The sequence below is a fragment of the Pantoea eucalypti genome, from assembly GCF_009646115.1.
Lineage (GTDB): Bacteria > Pseudomonadota > Gammaproteobacteria > Enterobacterales > Enterobacteriaceae > Pantoea > Pantoea eucalypti.
Genome location: NZ_CP045720.1, coordinates 491548 through 511011, shown reverse-complemented (window position 1 = coordinate 511011; position 19464 = coordinate 491548). Strand labels below are relative to the sequence as shown.

Sequence of the window (19464 nt, the reverse complement as noted above, 5' to 3'; positions counted from 1 at the left end):
TCAGATAATCATAGCCTGCGGTAATTCCGGTACGGCGTCAAATTCACTTGTTGTCAGTTTCACGCGGTTTACGCAGTACTTCATTGATTTCCGGCTTATCCAGTGGGCCACTGATGTGATAACGCAGCAGCGATATCTTGTTCCAAAGGGGTCCCAGAACTTTACTGGCGGCAAACACCGCGGCACCAATCACCGGATTGATGGCAAAGGCGGTTGCCACGCCGACTGAAGCGGATATTTCCGGCGCCACCACCGCTTCCATGTCAATCTGACGTTTTACCAGGTCGAGATTGCCCTGCATGGCGATATCGGCTTCCAGCCCATCCACCAGCAGGTTATCGGTGCGCATCCTGCCGTTTTCGATCCAGGCGGTGCCGTTAATCGAATCGAAATAGAACGAGTTGGTAAAGGTGTCGCTGAAGTCGAAGCGCAGCTTGCGCAGCAGCGCATCAAAGCTCACCAGTCGCAGGATTTTTCCCGCTGTGCCTGTGTTGACATCCGCAATCTGGCCTTTGCCAAAGTGGGTCTTCAGGGTACCGCTCAGCGTCTCTGCGGAGGGCTGCCAGGGGGCAGAGCGCCAGTGCAGATCGTAAGAAATATCAAATGGCGCATCGCGCAGCGGCGTGTTGACACCAAACCAGTTGGTCGCGTTATTGACATTCGGGCCTTTGAGCGTCCCCTTCAGCGAGGTGCGCTGGTCATCGGGACGGTTGATCCACTCACCGTTAATTTTAAGCTGCGAACTGCCGGTATCCACTTTACCATTAGTAAGCGCTAACTTATCTCCTTCAGGTTGCAGCGCCGCAGATATCTGACCATATTTCTGGCCGAGCACCCAGCATTCTTTACAGCGTAATTGCAGAGCGGGCCACTGGCTGAAATTAATGTTTTTGGCTTGCTGAGGAGACGCTTTGCCGCCTTTATCGGCATCACCTGCATCATTACCCCACTGCGGATTGTAGTAGAGGTAATCCAGGTTCACTTGCCACGGCGCTTTAGGTGCCATTAGCAGCGCACCACGCAACTCTTTCGCATTGACGCTGACCTGGCTATTGCCGCCTGAACCCTGCGCCAGCGTCGCCTCAACATCATGCCATTGCTGCCCGGCCAGCGTGACTGCCGGACTGCGCAGCGTGATGTTACCCGGCAGCGTGACGCCACCCGTCTGGAAATCGCTACCGCCGCCTGATGCACGTGTCCCGGAAGAACCTCCGGCAGCCATCATCGCCACCCAGGCCTCGCCATCCAGCGCAGGCAGGTTCAGCACCATGCCAGCATGATCGGGCAGAGCCGGCGTTTTCCGGGCATCATTCAGCCAGATGCCGCGGTCAACACGCAACGTCGGCTCCAGCAACCAGCGGCTGTTAAAACGGTGGTCTTCATCAATGCTGCCACTGAGATCGAAATGGTTCAGGTCACCGCTGGCCTGAATGGCAATCGGCATTGCCTCACCGGCATTTTTATCGAGCGGTGCAGGTAAGTGACTACTTACTTCTTTGGCATTACCGTTCAGTACCACGTCATAACGCGCCCCGCCATGATGGGGCAGCGTGATATTCACGTCGCCCTGCCAGGGGAGATGCCCGCCCAGTTGCTTACTGACAGCTGCCGGGACCTCGCTGATTTTAGCGGGTTGCCAGTCGCCCTGAAGTTTGACGTTCACGCCAAAGTCGTCCGGGTTCTCTTTGGTGCTGAAACGGACGCCCATCGGCTGACCAAACCAGTTTGCCCGCAGATCCTCACTCTCCAGATTGCCATTATCGTAACGGAAGCGGCCTGAAAGGTTGTTGATCGTGGTTTTTAACGGCTTGATAAACAGTGAATTATTGTTCAGATCGACATTGCCGCGGGCGTGCACCTGCTCTCCATCCAGTGGAATATCCAGATTCAGATGGCCACCGACGCGGCCTTTGATTTCCAGCTCCGACAGCGCGGCACCCAATGAAGGTTTCAGCGGCGTCTGATCGAAATAGTCAGCGATCTGCGGACCTTCGCCGCTGATATCCCCGTCGATGATCAGTTTTTCTTTAAGATAGTCCGGGATCACCGCCGTGACATTATGCGCGTCCACCTCGCCCAGTCGGGCAATGGGTGCTTTCATCCACAGACCGTCGTTCAGGAAGTTAAGGTCAATATCGAGATTGCTCAACGCCGGCCATTTGGGCTGAAACGCATAGGTCGCCTGGCGAAGCGGCACCCAGACCTGGAACATGCCATCATTGTGCTTGAACGGGAACAGCGCCGGGTTACCTGCAAACAGCAGCGTGGCATTGTCCACCTTGCCACCCTTCACTGCCCCACTCAGATAGTGCGTCAGGCTATTACCCATCAGCGGTACCGGGAAGTAGCGCCAGGCATCGCCCGCATCGGTAAGCCGGATACCGGCCAGAATATCCAGACGGGGTTCACCACCGCTATTCTGCTGATAGCTGAAATCCCCACGCGCCCAGAGCGAGCGAGCCTGCAGGTCAAGGTTTTCACCCGCCAGCGTGAGGCCATGTTCATCACGCAGCCACCGCACCGCACCGGTCACGCGCTTAATCTCTAAAGGGGCCTGGAACATATCGCCATAGGGAACGGTTGCCGCCCCCATATCTACACTGACCTGACCATTGCTCAGGCTGCCGCGCGCTTCACCGCTTAAATGGCTGATGCCCGGCAACAATTTCCAGTGCTGCCAGCTGAAATCACGCCACTTTACCTGGACGCGGGTTTTTTCAGGCTGCTGTAAGGGAATATCCAGCGCCAGGCCATCGACGGTGCCTTGTGGCTGCAGCGTCTGCCAGTTTTCAAACAGCGCCGGAGAGAGCGGCGCAAACAGCGGAACGATAGGTGCAATATGGCTCAATACCAGTTGTGTCGCGCGAACACGTACTTCCGGCTGACCTTCCGGCCCCAGCAGCTGTTTATCCTCAGGACGCCATAACAGAGAGAAGTGGCCGGCGGGCCATGACTGGCCGTCAGTGCTGAGCCGCGTGTGCGGCACATTGACGACCCAGCCATTCTGGAAGCGTGACAAATGCGCGGTCAGCCCATCGACGTCTATGCGGTGTCGGCCGGTCTCGCCCTGCCAGTTGGCGCCCCCCTTGCGCAGCAGCAGATCACCGGCATAAATGTCGCCATCACGCAGGTTGACCCAGGCTGCCAGGCTGAAGCGGGCGCTGTCCAGGCGGGTGTTATCGCGCACCCAGCGGCCCAGCCATGGACGCATGTCGACGTCGTCGGCCTGCATCCAGATGCGACCATCATTGAGTACGCCGTTGCTGTCATTGAGATCGAGCCGCACCTGAACTACGCCGTGCTGGCCGGTAAAGCTCGACAGACTGACTTCACCCTCGGCCCGGTGGCGGTTGTCTTCGTTGACCCAGGAGAGTCGCGGAATCGCCAGTTCAGCATGCTGGCCGGAAGGGGTGCGGAAACGGATGGTGCTATCCCGCAGGTCGAAGTGGTCAAACTGACGCAGAAAGAGTTCATTAATCTGCGCCGGACGGAAGCTGTTTTTCTCTTTGTCGTTGTCGAGTAAAGGACGATTAGTCTCGAGGTGCAGCTGCCAGAAGGTCAGATCGCGAAACTGCCAGCGCCAGTGCAGCAGGGATTGCCAGACGTCGAGCGCCAGGTTGATGCGATTGATCGAGAGTTTACCGTTCTCATTAAGATCAACGTTGAGATCGCGTACCTGCAGAGTCGGGCCAAAGTTCTCCCACTTGCCCTCTAACTGGCTGGCGTTAACCGGCACACCTGTGCGGTCAGAGATGAATTGCAGAAGGTTGCTGCGATAGCTGTCGAGATGCGGCATCACCAGACGCAATCCGCTGACCAGCAGCGCGACAATCACGATGATTGCCGCGACCAGCAGTAACAAAATCCTCGGCAACTGCCTCACGCACGCCTCTCCTTGTGTTCCGTAAACGACGGATAGTTGGTTCTTAATACCCGACCGTCTTCAGATGAAAGCGTTAAAAGCGCGCATTTTATCTCAAACAAGGGCGATTTTTCAGCCCGATTTCCGAAGAAACCGGTATTCGGACTGGTGTTACATCATCACCACGTCGAACTGCTCCTGAGTGTAGAGCGCTTCGACATGGACTTTGACCTGCTTGCCGACAAAGATTTCAACTTCAGCCAGTGCATGAGACTCGTCGGTTTTTAACGCTTCACCGACCGTCGGTGAAACATAGACCAGGAAACGGTCAGAATCATAGGCGTGGTGAACCCGGACAATTTCACGCATGATCTCATAGCAAACCGTTTCAACGGTTTTCAGCGTGCCGCGCCCTTTGCAGACCGGGCAATCCTGACATAGAACGTGCTCAATGCTTTCACGGGTACGCTTACGCGTCATTTCCACCAGACCCAACGTCGAGAACCCATTGATACCGGTTTTAACCCGATCTTTACTGAGTGCGCTTTCCAGCGAATGCAGTACCCGGCGCCGGTGGTCTTCATTGCTCATGTCAATGAAGTCGATAATGATAATGCCTCCCAGATTACGCAGTCGCAGCTGACGCGCGATCGCCTGAGTGGCCTCAACATTGGTATTAAAGATCGTCTCATCCAGATTGCGATGGCCGACAAACGCACCGGTGTTGATATCGATAGTCGTCATCGCTTCGGTCTGATCGATGATCAGATATCCGCCTGACTTTAGTTCAACTTTGCGATCCAGCGAACGCTGAATCTCATTTTCGACATCAAACAGGTCGAAAATAGGCTGTTTACCGTTGTAAAGCTCCAGCTTGCCGGCCATTTCCGGGATATATTCACCGGTAAATTCCACCAGCATGTCGCAGGTCAGACGGGAGTCGACCCGGATGCGATCCAGCGCAGCGCCGGCAAAATCACGCAGAATACGCTGGGCCAGCGCCAGCTCGCCGTAAAGCAGGCAGCGGGTCTGGTTGCGCTTTTTACGTTCGCTGACTTTGGTCCAGAGACGTTTGAGAAAAGCCGCGTCCTGCGCCAGCTCCTCTTCTCCAATTCCCTCTGCGGCGGTGCGGATGATAAAGCCACCGAGGTCGTCGCAGTAGTCAGCCACCACCGCTTTAAGCCGATCGCGCTCTTTCTCACTCTCAATGCGCTGAGAGACACCAACATGCGATGCGCCCGGCATAAAGACCAGGTAACGCGAAGGCAGGGTAATGTCCGTCGTCAGCCGGGCACCTTTAGTACCCAGTGGATCCTTGACGACCTGAACCACCAGATCCTGTCCCTGACGCACCAGCTCAGCGATATCACGCACGATGAAGTTTTTCTTTTCGTCGCCCGCCACACATTCAGTATGCGGCATGATGTCAGAGGCGTGCAGAAAGGCCGCTTTTTCCAGACCGATATCGACAAAGGCGGCCTGCATGCCGGGCAGAACACGACTGACACGTCCTTTGTAAATATTGCCAACAATGCCGCGCCGCGCTTCACGCTCAATATGTATTTCCTGAAGGATGCCGCCGTCAATATAGGCAACACGCGTTTCAGAAGGCGTGACGTTAACCAGTAATTCAGCCGTCATGTTGACCTCTTACAGCACGCAGTGACTGGAAATGGCTGATCAGCTCCGCTGTCTCAACCAGAGGTAATCCGACCACTGCATGGTAGCTTCCATTAATTTTTCGGACAAAGTTTCCTCCCCTGCCCTGAATACCGTATGCACCCGCTTTATCCATCGGTTCGCCGGTAGCGATATAGTCGTCGATGTCGGTCTCCGTTAAGGTGCGGAATGTCACATCAGTGGTCACAACGCAATCCAGCGCCTGCTGGCTGTCGGCCAGCGCTACCGCCGTCATCACCTGATGTGTATGGCCCGAGAGTTTGCGCAGCATCGCGTGGGCATGGGCGGCATCGCGTGGTTTTTCCAGCACGTCGCCATTCAGCACCACGATGGTATCCGCGCCCAGCACCGGCAGATCCTGCGCGGCCAGTCTGACACCTGCCTGCGCTTTGTCGTTTGCCAGACGGCGGACATAAATTTCCGCCGCTTCATTTGGCTGACGTTGCTCTTCAACGTCAGTCACGATGCGCTCAAATGTCAGGCCAAGTTGAGTTAACAGCTCACGACGACGCGGTGAACCGGAAGCAAGATAAAGGGTTACCATAAATTTCCTTATTGAACAGCGAACTGACGACGAATTTTTCTCATTAATAAGAATAGCCAGGGCCAGAGAATACCGTCGACGACACTGCTCCAGAAAATTTCAGGTCGGAATGAAACGTTGATTACCAGGAACTCTGCCCAGAAGACAATCACATCCATCGCCAGTGACAGCACCATAACCATTAACGCTTGCTGCCACAACGCTAAGTTGCGGAATAACTGGAACTTAAAGGCAATCAGGTAGGCGATGATACTGAGCGCCAGCGCACGCACGCCAAGCGTCGATCCGGCAACCAGATCCATGATGGCACCCAGCACAAATCCAGTACCGACATTGACCCGATGTGGCAGTGCGAGAACCCAATAGATGAGGATCAGTAGCAGCCATGAGGGCCGGAACATATAAATCTCTTCCGGCCACGGCATGATTTGCAGGACTAACGCAACCAGGAAAGAGAGCCAGATGACCCAGCGTCCCTGGCTACGATATCGACTCAAGGCTGGCCCCCGCGTGAACGCGAGGAGTTGCTCTGTCCGCTGCTGCTGGCAGACGGAGCAGGCGGTCCCATCTGAGCGGCTGGCGCTGGCGGGCCCATTTCACCGGCAGGCGGTAAAACCTGCGGCATCATCTGCATCAGACGCTCGTTCGCAACGCGGTGCACTTCATCCTGCGGCAGTGGCATATCGCCATTGCGGTCAGCGCCCCACAGCAACAGCAGGTAACGCAGACGCTGCAGACCGGCGGTCGGATGGGCCTGAATCACCGTGTAAGCGCGCTGGGTGTCCACTTTCACAGAGGAAACTACACCCACCGGATAACCTTCAGGGAAACGACCACCAATGCCAGACGTCACCAGCACATCGCCGACACGAATGTCAGTATTACCCGGCAGATGCTCAAGCTGAAGATCTTCATTACAGCCGTTGCCGGCGGCAATCACACGAATGTCATTACGCAGCACCTGAATCGGCAGGGCATGAGATGCATCACAGATCAGCAGAACACGGCTGGTGAGTTGTCCGACCGCGATGACCTGACCCACCACACCTTTGTCGCTGATGACCGGCTGACCTTCATAGACACCGTTAACGCTGCCTTTGTCGATCACAACCTGGTCGGTGTAAGGATCGGTGCCGGTGGAGATCACCTGCGTCACCATCTTTTGCTCATCCTGACGCAGCGGTGAACCCAGCAGTTCACGCAGACGTGCGTTTTCCTGCTTATATTGCCCCAGCATTAGCAGGTTACTGTTTTTCAGGAAGAGTTCACGACGTAACGCTTTGTTTTCCTGCTCCAGTTGCTGACGCGATGCCAGCGACTCGGACACGCCATCCAACAGCTGACGTGGTCCATTGGCCAGGAAGTAAAACGGACTGACCGACGTATCCAGATAGTTGCGTATTTGGGTAAAAGAACCCACACGGCTGTCGGCAATAATAATGGCAATCGCCACAATTACCGCCAGAAAAAGACGCAACTGCAGGGAAGGCCCCCTGCTAAAAATCGGCTTCATATAATCTGCGTGATCCTCGACAACAGGAGAGGAAGCGACGGCAAAAAACCGTGCTTCCCTGGGCTGAACGCACTGTACCGGCACAGATATCGCCGGTTCACATGCCACTCCCTCGCATGATCATTGCGTTCTCAGCCGGTTGAGGCAATTATTCTTCGCTGAACAAATCGCCGCCATGCATGTCGATCATTTCCAGCGCCTTGCCGCCACCGCGAGCCACACAGGTCAGCGGATCTTCAGCAACCACCACCGGAATGCCCGTCTCTTCCATCAGCAGGCGATCCAGGTTACGCAGTAATGCACCACCACCGGTCAGCACCATGCCACGTTCCGAGATATCTGAAGCCAGCTCAGGCGGACACTGCTCAAGGGCAACCATCACCGCGCTAACGATGCCGGTTAATGGCTCCTGCAGCGCTTCCAGAATTTCGTTGGAGTTCAGCGTAAAGCCGCGCGGTACACCCTCTGCCAGGTTACGACCACGGACTTCAATTTCGCGGACTTCATCGCCCGGGTACGCTGAACCGATCTCATGCTTGATGCGTTCTGCGGTCGCTTCGCCAATCAGTGAACCGTAGTTACGACGCACATAATTAATAATAGCTTCATCGAAGCGATCACCACCAATACGGACTGATGAGGAGTAGACCACACCGTTCAGGGAGATCACGGCCACTTCTGTTGTACCACCACCAATGTCGACGACCATTGAACCGGTTGCTTCAGAAACGGGCAGACCTGCACCAATCGCCGCAGCCATCGGTTCTTCAATCAGAAAGACTTCACGCGCGCCTGCGCCCTGAGCCGATTCACGAATCGCACGGCGTTCTACCTGGGTTGCGCCAACGGGCACGCAGACCAGCACACGTGGGCTGGGACGCATAAAGCTGTTGCTGTGAACCTGCTTGATGAAGTGTTGCAGCATTTTTTCGGTCACGAAGAAGTCAGCGATAACGCCATCTTTCATCGGACGGATAGCTGCGATATTGCCTGGCGTACGGCCGAGCATCTGTTTGGCGTCATGACCCACGGCCGCGACACTTTTCGGCGAACCGGCACGGTCCTGTCGAATAGCGACCACGGAAGGCTCGTTCAGCACGATGCCCTGTCCTTTTACGTAAATCAGGGTATTCGCGGTACCCAGGTCAATGGACAAGTCGTTGGAAAACATGCCACGAAATTTTTTAAACATACTAAGGGATAATCCTGCAAGCTGGGGGCGGAAAATAAAATCCGCTTACTTTACCAACCACACGAAGCTGCCACAAGGCGCAAAAACGTTCTGCTTCGGTGAAAAAAGACGCCTGATTGCGTTTAAGTCATCTGAACCGACGATCTGCAACAGCAGAATGCCGACCAGACGCCATCAGCACTGCTTTTCCCGCGTTTTCCCTGCGCCATGCCCGACATAAAATCTAACATTTCCGGCAGCAAGGTCAGGGATTCAGATGCGGCTAAACATTAAAAAAACCGCAAATTGTCGTTGTTACGACGGCAATTCATTAAATACGGTAACGTTGAGAATATTTCTTCACGTTACTGTTTACCGGAAGCGAAGAGGCAAAAAAGTCTCCCTGTCCGCCTGCGACACCCAGCGCCACTAATGTCTGCCACTCCGCCTTTGTACGAACACCCGTTGCAAACACCTGAATGCCAGTACATTTACAGACTTCAAGCAGGCTCTGCACAAACAGCTGGTTTTCTGTTCGCCGCTCAATATTACGGACCAGACCCGCATCAAGCTTGATCAGTTCCAGCGGCAGCTGTCGTATATAGGCGCTGCTGACCACAGTCAGACCCGCCTGATTGACGGCAACCCGGCAGCCAAAGGCTTTAAGTGCGCGGAATACTGGCGCTAAACGGTTGATGTGTTGACATACATCTGCCTCGGCAAGTTCAAATAAAAATCGTTTTCTTTGTGCTTTCGGACACTGCAACAGCATATTCTGTAGCCAGACGACAAATGGACGCTGCAGGAGCGAGGTTATTGTCACCGGGATGACCAGCGTCTCTTCCGGCCAGAGTTCTGAGAGTGCGGCAATGCGGGTCATCAGTTGGCGATCCCAGGCATCAGCCATCCCCAGTTGCTGAACCAGCGGCATATATTCTGCGGCCAGCACCTCTTTATCGCCATCGAAGATGCGGGTCAGCATCACCCGATGCTGAACTTTACCTTCAATATTAACGGTGGGTTTGTGGTAAAGCCTTGGGCCACCCCGGCTGAGTGTGTTCTCCAGCAAGGTTCGCCAGCGCACACTTCCACGTCCGGCATCCTGAGGATTTCCAGCACCGTTAGTCCAGTTGTTACCGCCCAGCAGTGCCGCTCGTCGGGTGGCCATTTCAGCATTTTCAATTACCTGCGGCACGGTCTGTCCGCTGTGCCAGGCACTGATACCGATGTGAATCAGATCATCACGATTCACCATGCGCATCGGCGGCAGAGAATCGACAGCATTAATAAGTTGATCAGCAATACTGTTAGCCTCTTTGAGGCTGCGATGCGGCAGTAATACGGCAAAATCACTGCGGAAATAGCGTGCCAGTAAAGCGCCAGGGTAGCGCAGCACAAAAGTAGAGAGCATGTTGACGAAATTAAACAGGTACTCCTCGACCAGCCCCTGCTCCAGTCTGTCTTTCAGTGTGTCCAGATCGGGCAGACGCACCATCATCACAACACCGTGAGTGCCGACATTTTCCTGATCCTCCAGCAAAGTCGCGAGCTGGTTGTCAAAGAAAAGTCGGTTATTAAGACCGGTACGCCCATCCTGTGCGGCAAAGGTGCGGATTAGCGTGTCGATGCGCAGGCGCTGTTCGCCCGCTTCCTGCAGATCCGCCAGCAAGAGATCCATGGCACGGCTCGCCCTGGGAGGCCACTCATCCGCACCACGGTCTGGCACGATTCCACGCTCACCGTTGATAATCGCCTCTGCCCGTGCTTCAAAATTTTCCATGCCGCGCCACTGCCGACTAAGCCAGCGATGCATCATCAGCAACAACAGACTCATCACCAGCACAACGGTAAACAGAATGCCCAGCGTGTAAGTTCCGGTGATAGAACGTAGCCAGGTTTTAGCAGGATCAAGGGTAACGACCCGCAGCTGTAAGCCGGTTTGATGCATTAAAGGCACATCGACCTGAAAAAAACGATTGGGCTCGTCTTCCAGCATCTGATTTTCGTGTCGGGAGAGAGTGAGAAAAGTCTGTTTGCCGTCGTGAAGAGAAATCTGCTCAGCATTCATTATCGGCATCATACGCGTAAGCCAGCCGTGCAACGCTGCAGGCGACTCAGTGAACATCGCCTGATCGACCTCCGTCGCCAGCACCTGCGCCCGATGCTCAACCCGCTGATGGCTGAACCAGAAAACACTTAATGCGCAGCCAGCCAGCATCAACGACATTGCCAGCAAACTTAAAAAGGTAATAAACGCAGATAATTTTGTGGTTAATCGCATCCCTGTGCCTGTATTACTGCGGTGATAACCGGATCATCCGACCTTGTACCCTTAGCCTGACGAAAACGCGAGCAAAATAGCATAATTTGCCCCTGCCGACAGCGCCTGGACGCATGAAGCCGAAGTATATCCCCGGGATATCATCGCGAGTGTTAATCCCGGCAACTTTCAGTGCATTCTCATCGCCGTGCTCAGCCAGGAAATTTCACATTTTCACAGCGAAACTGGCTGATATCAGCGATAGTCATCATGCTGGATGATGACATCCTGTCTGGAGAAGCCAAATGAAACGCATATCCCACCTGACCGAAGCCGACGTAACGCCGGAAAGCATTTTTAACCTGAAGCGCCGCCAGGTGCTGAAAACGCTGGGACTGAGCGCGGCGGCAATGGGTATGCCGGGCGTGGCGAATGCCGATATTCTCAGTTGGTTTAAAGGTAATGACCGTCCACCAGCGCCCGCTGGCCGGGCGCTGGACTTTACTAAACCGGCGAAATATCAGGCCGATCTGACCTTAACACCTGAGGATAAAGTCTCTGGCTACAACAACTTCTATGAGTTCGGGCTGGATAAGGCCGATCCGGCTGCCAATGCAGGTACGCTAAAAACTGCCCCCTGGAAGCTGACCATTGATGGCGAAGTGGCTAAGCCTGTGACGCTGGACATGGATGACATCTTTAAGCGGTTTGCTATGGAACAGCGAATCTATCGCATGCGCTGCGTAGAGGCCTGGTCGATGGTCGTGCCCTGGATAGGCTTCGAGCTGAATAAGCTTCTTTCGCTGGCGGAACCCACCAGCAAAGCGCGCTTTGTCGCCTTCCAGACGTTGTACGACCCGGAGCAGATGCCCGGCCAGAAAGATCGCTTTATTGGCGGCGGACTCAACTATCCCTATGTAGAAGGTTTACGCATTGATGAAGCGATGCACCCGCTGACGATACTGACCACCGGTGTCTATGGCAAAGCGTTGCCGCCGCAAAATGGCGCACCGATTCGTCTGACGGTACCGTGGAAATATGGTTTTAAAGGCATCAAGTCGATTGTGAAAATCACGCTGACCGACAAACAGCCGCCAACGACCTGGAATCAGATTGCTGCCGACGAGTATGGCTTTTATGCCAATGTGAATCCCCATGTTAATCACCCTCGCTGGTCGCAGGCGACAGAGCGATTCATTGGCCCTGGCGGCAGTCTGAAGGTCGAACGCCAGCCAACGCTGTTGTTTAACGGTTATGCCGAACAGGTAGCGTCACTCTACCGAGGCATGGATTTACGGGAGAATTACTAGGTGGTCCGCCTGTCGCTAAAACAGATCACATGGCTCAAGGTGATCCTGCATCTGGCGGCCCTGTTGCCGCTGGTTTATCTGATTCTGGCCGCAATGCAGGGTGGACTGAGTGCGGATCCGGCAAAAGATATTCAGCATTTTACCGGCCGCATGGCGCTGAAACTGCTGCTGGGGACGCTACTGGTTTCACCGCTGGCACGTTACGGCAGGCAGCCGCTTCTTATCCGCACGCGTCGTCTGCTCGGCGTATGGACCTTTGTCTGGGCGTCCCTTCATCTGCTGAGCTATTACCTGCTGGAGCTGGGCGTGGACAATCTGCGTCTGCTGGGCAGCGAACTGATCTCCCGTCCCTACCTGACGCTGGGTATTATCAGCTGGCTGATATTACTGGCCCTGGCGGTAACCTCTTTCCAGCGCGCTCAGCGCAGACTCGGTAAGCGCTGGCAAACCCTGCACAACGCGGTCTATCTTGTCGCGATCCTTGTGCCGATTCACTATATCTGGTCGGTGAAAATCCTGTCACCCCAGCCACTTATCTATGCCCTTCTTGCTGCGATACTGTTAGCGTGGCGTTACAAAAAATTTCTCAAATGGTGGTCCCGCTAGCGCTTCACCCGTTGTTTTCCTCTGCCGTTTTCTGATAAAAGATGTGGCCCGCAGGCTACATCCGATCATCTTCGCAGATAAGACCAGTATTTTGCTGCGAAATGACACGAAACGGATATAATGCCCGGCTTTATTGCTCGTCGGGTCTTCTTTTTAGCCCCGAAAGGTGACAAATGAAGATTCGCAAGGTATTTTACGCGATGCCTCAATGATTGCGGGAGATGGCAGCACGATGGCGCATAAATTACATATTCTGCTTTTGAACGGGCCCAACCTTAATCTGTTGGGAACACGTGAGCCTGAGAAGTATGGTCATACCACGCTTAGTCAGATCGTGGACGATTTGACGCGTCAGGCAGACCAGCTGAATGTGGAGTTGAGCCACCTGCAGACCAATGCTGAATTTCAGCTGATTGATCGCATTCATGAGGCCAAAGGCAATGTGGATTACATCATCATTAATCCTGCCGCGTTTACCCATACCAGTGTCGCATTACGTGATGCCCTGCTGGCGGTAGAAATACCGTTTATCGAGGTTCATCTCTCTAATGTGCATGCCCGCGAGCCCTTCCGCCATCACTCCTATCTTTCTGATGTTTCTGCTGGCGTGATCTGTGGGCTTGGCGCTGACGGCTACACATGGGCTTTACAAACGGCAGTAAAACGCCTGTCTCAATCTCATTAATCAAACTGAGTACGGAACCCCACTCATGGATATTCGTAAAATTAAAAAACTGATCGAACTGGTTGAAGAGTCTGGCATTTCTGAGCTGGAAATCTCTGAAGGTGAAGAGTCCGTTCGCATCAGTCGTGCCCCTGTCAATACGGGTTACCCGATGATGCAGCAGGCTTACGCTGCGCCGGTTCAACAGCCTGCTCTGGCAACCGCTGTAGCCCCTGTTGCAGCGGCTGCCGAAGCGGCACCGGCTGAAATCAGTGGTCACATCGTGCGTTCACCGATGGTAGGGACCTTCTACCGTACGCCGAGCCCGGATGCGAAAGCCTTTGTGGAAGTTGGCCAGAAAGTGAATGCTGGCGATACCTTGTGCATCGTCGAAGCCATGAAAATGATGAACCAGATCGAAGCTGATAAGTCAGGCGTAGTGAAAGCTATCCTGGTTGAAAGCGGTCAGCCGGTCGAATTTGACGAGCCACTGGTTATCATCGAGTAACGGGGCAGATCATGCTGGATAAAATTGTTATTGCTAACCGTGGTGAGATCGCACTGCGCATTCTGCGTGCCTGTAAAGAGCTGGGCATTAAGACTGTCGCGGTTCACTCAAGCGCGGATCGTGACCTGAAGCACGTGCTGCTGGCAGACGAAACTGTCTGCATCGGCCCGGCGCAGTCAGTTAAAAGTTACCTCAATATCCCGGCGCTGATCTCTGCTGCAGAGATTACCGGCGCGGTGGCGATTCACCCAGGCTACGGCTTCCTCTCTGAGAATGCCGATTTTGCCGAGCAGGTTGAGCGCTCCGGCTTTATCTTTATCGGTCCGAAAGCAGACACTATTCGCCTGATGGGCGACAAAGTCTCTGCGATCAATGCGATGAAGAAAGCAGGCGTCCCAACCGTACCGGGTTCTGACGGTTCACTGACCGATGATATGGACAAGAACCGTGCCTTTGCTAAGCGCATCGGTTATCCGGTCATCATCAAAGCCTCGGGCGGCGGTGGCGGTCGTGGTATGCGCGTCGTGCGCAGCGACAAAGATCTGGAACAATCCATCAACATGACGAAAGCGGAAGCCAAAGCGGCATTCAGCAACGACATGGTTTACATGGAGAAGTATCTGGAGAATCCACGCCACATCGAGATTCAGGTACTGGCTGATGGTCAGGGCAACGCGATCTATCTGGGCGAACGTGACTGCTCAATGCAGCGTCGTCACCAGAAAGTGGTTGAAGAAGCGCCAGGCCCAGGTATTACTGAGGAACAGCGTCGCTTTATCGGCAATCGCTGTGCTAAAGCCTGTATTGAGATTGGCTATCGTGGCGCAGGTACGTTTGAGTTCCTGTATGAAAACGGTGAGTTCTACTTCATTGAGATGAACACCCGTATTCAGGTGGAACATCCGGTGACCGAGATGATCACCGGTGTTGATCTGATCAAAGAGCAGCTGCGTATCGCCGCAGGCCAGCCGTTGTCGATCAAACAGGAAGATGTGATCATTCGCGGACATGCGGTCGAGTGCCGTATCAACGCCGAAGATCCCGTGACCTTCCTGCCAAGCCCGGGTAAAATTACTCGCTTCCACGCGCCAGGCGGTTTTGGCGTGCGCTGGGAGTCGCATATTTATTCAGGCTATACCGTGCCGCCTTATTACGACTCCATGATCGGTAAGCTGATCACTTACGGCGAATCACGCGACGTGGCCATCGCCCGCATGAAAAATGCACTGGCGGAACTGATCATCGACGGTATCAAAACCAACGTTGAACTGCAGATGAAAATCATGTCCGACGAAAACTTCCAGCACGGTGGAACCAATATCCACTATCTGGAGAAAAAACTCGGCCTGCACGAGAAGTAATCGCAACGCTGAGTAGTCAGAGGCCGGTTAATCCGGCCTTTTTCTTTTTCCGCTGGCGTTAAGGTTGAATCATGGACGCTCGTTTTGTACAGGCTCATAAAGAGGCGCGCTGGTCGCTCTGGCTCACGCTGCTCTGGCTCGCGGCCTGGGGGCTCTCTGCCTGGCTGGGTGGCAGTGAAATCGGTGTCACCGGTCTGCCGCGCTGGTTCGAACTCTCCTGCCTGTTTGCTCCCCTGTTGTTCATTTTCCTGTGCTGGATGATGGTGCGGGTCATTTTCCGCGACATGCCGCTGGAGGATAAAAGTGAACAGTGAAATTATCCTGCCATTGCTGATTTATCTTGTCGTCATTGCCGCGCTGTCGGTATTTGCCGTTCGTAAAAGACGTGAAGGCAGTTTCCTGACGGAATACTTCCTTGGCAGCCGCTCCATGGGCGGGTTTGTGCTGGCAATGACGCTTACTACCACCTATATCAGCGCCAGCTCGTTTATTGGTGGCCCCGGTGCTGCCTATAAATATGGGCTGGGATGGGTATTGCTGGCGATGGTACAGGTGCCCGCCGTCTGGCTGTCGTTAGGTGTGCTGGGGAAGAAGTTTGCCATTCTGGCGCGTAAGCATAATGCGGTGACGCTGAATGACATGCTCTACGCCCGCTATCAGAGCCCGCTGCTGATCTGGCTGGCGAGCCTGAGCCTGCTGATCGCCTTTATCGGTGCCATGACAGTGCAGTTTATTGGCGGGGCGCGGCTGCTTGAAACCGCCGCAGGTATCCCCTATGACACCGGTCTGCTGATTTTTGGCGGCACTATCGCGCTTTACACTGCGTTCGGCGGATTCCGTGCCAGCGTGCTGAATGACGCGATGCAAGGCATTGTGATGCTGATTGGCACCTTTCTGCTGCTGTTCGCGGTGATTCATCAGGCTGGCGGCCTGAGCACGGCCGTGCAGAAACTGCATGACATCGATCCTGCTCTGCTGTCGCCGCAGGGGCCAGGCGAAATCATTACACCCACCTTCCTCAGCTCGTTTGTCGTGCTGGTCTGCTTTGGCGTGATTGGCCTGCCGCATACTGCGGTGCGCTGCATCTCATATAAAGACAGCAAAGCCGTACATCGGGCCATTATTCTCGGCACTATTGTGGTGGTGATTCTGATGCTGGGAATGCATCTGGCCGGTGCGCTGGGCCGGGCAATTCTGCCTAACCTGACTGTGCCGGATAGTGTTATTCCTGTCCTGATGATTACCGTACTGCCTCCGTTAGCCGCCGGATTGTTTCTGGCAGCACCGATGGCCGCGATCATGTCGACCATTAATGCCCAGCTGTTACAGGCTTCGGCCACGCTGATTAAAGATCTCTATCTGCGTGTCGCACCGCAACAGCTGGAAAATGAGACGCGGCTGCGACTGTTATCTGGCACCATTACCTTCGTACTGGGTCTCCTGCTGCTGATGGCGGCATGGAATCCACCCGATATGATTATCTGGCTCAACCTGCTGGCATTTGGCGGCCTTGAGGCGGTTTTCCTGTGGCCGCTGGTTCTGGGCCTCTACTGGGAGCGCGCTAATGCCGCTGGGGCCATCACCGGCATGGTGGTGGGGGGAGGCTGCTACGCTTTTCTGGCGAGCCTTAACCTGCAGATACTGGGTTTTCACCCCATCGTGCCCTCACTGCTTTTGAGCCTGCTGGCATTTTTAGTGGGCAACCTGTTTGGACGCGCGCCGCAAGCGGTCGACGCGCCGCAACACTGACGGAAAGAGAGACGTTATGCCGTGGATTCAAATCAAAATTAACAGCTCAGGTGAACATGCGGAAACGCTGAGCGATGCGCTGATGGACATCGGTGCGGTTTCAGTGACTTTTCAGGATACCCATGACACGCCGGTGTATGAGCCACTGCCAGGCGAAACGCGTCTGTGGGGTGATACTGATGTGATCGGCCTGTTCGATGCTGAAACTGACATGGCTGTCATTACTGCCGAACTGGAGCAGCATCCGCTGCTGGGCGCCGGTTTTCGCCACCGGATCGAGCAGATCGAAGACAAAGACTGGGAGCGCGAATGGATGGAAAACTTCCACCCAATGCGCTTCGGCGAACGTCTCTGGATCTGCCCAAGCTGGCGTGACGTGCCGGATCCCGATGCCGTCAACGTGATGCTTGACCCGGGTCTGGCGTTTGGAACGGGTACCCACCCCACTACCTCACTTTGCCTCACCTGGCTTGACGGTCTGGATCTGGACGGCAAAACAGTGATCGATTTTGGCTGTGGATCGGGGATCCTGGCGATCGCCGCATTGAAGCTGGGTGCAGCTCAGGCAATTGGCATTGATATTGATCCGCAGGCCATTCAGGCCAGCCGGGATAATGCAGAGCGCAACGGCGTCTCTGACCGCCTGTCACTTTATCTGCCCCACCAGCAACCCGACAACCTGCAGGCTGACGTGGTGGTCGCGAATATTCTGGCCGGTCCGCTACGTGAGCTGGCACCGCTGATCAGTGTACTGCCCAAGTCTGGTGGACACCTGGGCCTTTCGGGCGTTCTGGAGAGCCAGGCTGAGAGCGTATGTGAAGCATATGCCGGCGAGTTCACACTCGACCCGGTTGCCGTTAAAGAGGAGTGGTGCCGAATTACCGGGATTAAATCCTGAATCTGGCGCCTGTCTACCCCTTCTGATATCGCACTGGCCGGCCCGCAGTGCCTTAACAGAACATTCAACCAGCCCGCAGCGTAAGCTGCGGGATTTTGCGATTTGAAATGGATGCTTGTATCGTTAATCACGTTATGTGACGTTTTTTATCTGGTGAATTGACGTACTTTTCTGGAAAAACTTTTGTTCACAATTTCAGCATAAAAAATTAACTGACTGATATTTAAGGTGAATAATCATAATCCCCGATCATCATCCGGATTTCATTGATCTTTCTTGCTGATTGTTCAAAGTTTGGCCTTTCATCTTCCTGCAAAAATGCGTAATATACGCCGCCTTGCAGACACAGTATGGCCATTCTGACTTCATGCGTATTGGAAACCTCCAGCTGAGAAATCGACTGATTGCAGCACCGATGGCCGGTATTACCGACAGGCCGTTCAGGGCGCTGTGTCACGAAATGGGTGCAGGTATGGCAGTTTCTGAGATGTTGTCTTCTAACCCGGAAGTGTGGGCTAGCGACAAATCCCGATTACGCATGGTTCACAGTGATGAGCCAGGCATTCGCGCCGTGCAAATTGCCGGTTGCGATCCCAGTGAAATGGCGCAAGCTGCACGCATTAATGTTGAGGCTGGTGCACAGGTCATCGACATTAATATGGGATGCCCTGCCAAGAAGGTTAACCGCAAAATGGCGGGTTCAGCCTTGCTGCAATATCCCACCGTGGTGGAGTCTATCCTCTCCGCAGTGGTTAATGCAGTGAATGTGCCGGTTACGCTGAAAATTCGTACTGGCTGGGATCCTGAAAACAGGAACTGTGTCGCGATTGCCCAATTGGCTGAACGCTGCGGTATACAGGCTCTGACGATACATGGTCGCACTCGTGCCTGCCTGTTCAACGGAGAAGCTGAATATGACAGCATTCGGACAGTTAAGCAGAGTGTCTCCATTCCGATTATCGCGAATGGAGACATAACTGACCCGCATAAAGCCAGAGCGGTGCTCGACTATACAGGGGCCGATGCTCTGATGATAGGACGCGCTGCTCAGGGAAGACCGTGGATCTTCCGGGAAATCCAGCATTATCTGGACACTGGGGAGTTGCTTGCCCCGCTGCCAATGGCAGAGGTCAAGCGCTTGCTTGTTTCGCATATACGTGAGCTGCACGACTTTTACGGTTCAGGCAAGGGATACCGTATAGCGCGAAAGCACGTCTCCTGGTACCTGCAGGAGCACGCCCCGAATGACCAGTTTCGGCGCACATTCAACGCCATTGAGGATGCCAGCGAACAGCTGGAGGCGTTGGAGGCATACTTCGAAAATCTTGCGTAACGAAA

The 19464-nt window shown here is 54.4% G+C and carries 16 protein-coding genes; 9 read left to right on the top strand and 7 right to left on the bottom strand.

The features are described from left to right. Positions 1-43: 43 nt before the first annotated feature. From yhdP to csrD, 7 genes are all read right to left on the bottom strand, one after another. On the bottom strand, positions 44-3883 hold the full coding sequence (yhdP, locus tag EE896_RS02460; protein WP_140916430.1) for an AsmA2 domain-containing protein YhdP: 3840 nt from the start codon (positions 3881-3883) through the stop codon (positions 44-46). Between the two features lie 150 nt (positions 3884-4033). Next, positions 4034-5503, bottom strand: coding sequence for a ribonuclease G (gene rng / locus EE896_RS02455; protein ID WP_008925811.1), 1470 nt, complete (start codon positions 5501-5503; stop codon positions 4034-4036). Continuing rightward, positions 5493-6086: a Maf family protein gene (locus EE896_RS02450; RefSeq protein WP_003855266.1), complete on the bottom strand. Its 594-nt coding sequence runs from the start codon at positions 6084-6086 to the stop codon at positions 5493-5495. The genes rng and EE896_RS02450 overlap by 11 nt, the downstream gene beginning before the upstream one ends. 8 nt (positions 6087-6094) lie before the next feature. Then, positions 6095-6583, bottom strand: a complete 489-nt coding sequence (gene mreD / locus EE896_RS02445) for a rod shape-determining protein MreD (protein ID WP_003855265.1) — start codon at positions 6581-6583, stop codon at positions 6095-6097. Continuing rightward, the gene (gene mreC, locus EE896_RS02440; protein WP_003855263.1) at positions 6580-7599 is read right to left on the bottom strand and encodes a rod shape-determining protein MreC; all 1020 of its coding nucleotides are present in this window, start codon (positions 7597-7599) and stop codon (positions 6580-6582) included. The genes mreD and mreC overlap by 4 nt, the downstream gene beginning before the upstream one ends. A gap of 148 nt (positions 7600-7747) precedes the next feature. Then, a complete protein-coding gene (gene mreB / locus EE896_RS02435) occupies positions 7748-8791 on the bottom strand; it encodes a rod shape-determining protein MreB (protein WP_003855260.1) in 1044 nt (347 codons plus the stop codon). A 310-nt stretch (positions 8792-9101) separates the two neighbouring features. Next, positions 9102-11051 (bottom strand): RNase E specificity factor CsrD, encoded by a 1950-nt coding sequence (gene csrD / locus EE896_RS02430; RefSeq protein WP_140916428.1) that lies wholly within the window; start codon positions 11049-11051, stop codon positions 9102-9104. Between the two features lie 284 nt (positions 11052-11335). On the opposite strand from csrD, the gene msrP reads away from it, so the two are divergent. From msrP to dusB, 9 genes are all read left to right on the top strand, one after another. Further along, on the top strand, positions 11336-12340 hold the full coding sequence (msrP, locus tag EE896_RS02425; RefSeq protein WP_003855250.1) for a protein-methionine-sulfoxide reductase catalytic subunit MsrP: 1005 nt from the start codon (positions 11336-11338) through the stop codon (positions 12338-12340). Then, on the top strand, positions 12341-12946 hold the full coding sequence (gene msrQ, locus EE896_RS02420; RefSeq protein WP_003855248.1) for a protein-methionine-sulfoxide reductase heme-binding subunit MsrQ: 606 nt from the start codon (positions 12341-12343) through the stop codon (positions 12944-12946). It begins immediately after the preceding gene. A gap of 232 nt (positions 12947-13178) precedes the next feature. After that, complete coding sequence (aroQ, locus tag EE896_RS02415) at positions 13179-13631, top strand: type II 3-dehydroquinate dehydratase (RefSeq protein ID WP_008925813.1); 453 nt, start codon at positions 13179-13181, stop codon at positions 13629-13631. Positions 13632-13656: 25 nt separating this feature from the next. Next, positions 13657-14118 (top strand): acetyl-CoA carboxylase biotin carboxyl carrier protein, encoded by a 462-nt coding sequence (gene accB, locus EE896_RS02410; RefSeq protein ID WP_003855242.1) that lies wholly within the window; start codon positions 13657-13659, stop codon positions 14116-14118. Between the two features lie 11 nt (positions 14119-14129). Beyond that, positions 14130-15479, top strand: a complete 1350-nt coding sequence (accC, locus tag EE896_RS02405; protein ID WP_003855240.1) for an acetyl-CoA carboxylase biotin carboxylase subunit — start codon at positions 14130-14132, stop codon at positions 15477-15479. Positions 15480-15550: 71 nt separating this feature from the next. After that, positions 15551-15793 carry a YhdT family protein gene (locus EE896_RS02400; RefSeq protein WP_140916426.1) on the top strand — a complete coding sequence of 81 codons (243 nt, stop codon included), beginning with the start codon at positions 15551-15553 and terminating at the stop codon, positions 15791-15793. Further along, positions 15783-17228 (top strand): sodium/pantothenate symporter, encoded by a 1446-nt coding sequence (gene panF / locus EE896_RS02395; RefSeq protein ID WP_039659448.1) that lies wholly within the window; start codon positions 15783-15785, stop codon positions 17226-17228. Before EE896_RS02400 ends, panF begins: the two co-directional genes overlap by 11 nt. A 16-nt stretch (positions 17229-17244) precedes the next feature. Next, positions 17245-18126 carry a 50S ribosomal protein L11 methyltransferase gene (prmA, locus tag EE896_RS02390; RefSeq protein ID WP_003855234.1) on the top strand — a complete coding sequence of 294 codons (882 nt, stop codon included), beginning with the start codon at positions 17245-17247 and terminating at the stop codon, positions 18124-18126. Between the two features lie 367 nt (positions 18127-18493). Continuing rightward, on the top strand, positions 18494-19459 hold the full coding sequence (dusB, locus tag EE896_RS02385; protein ID WP_008925814.1) for a tRNA dihydrouridine synthase DusB: 966 nt from the start codon (positions 18494-18496) through the stop codon (positions 19457-19459). The last annotated feature ends 5 nt before the right edge of the window (positions 19460-19464 follow it).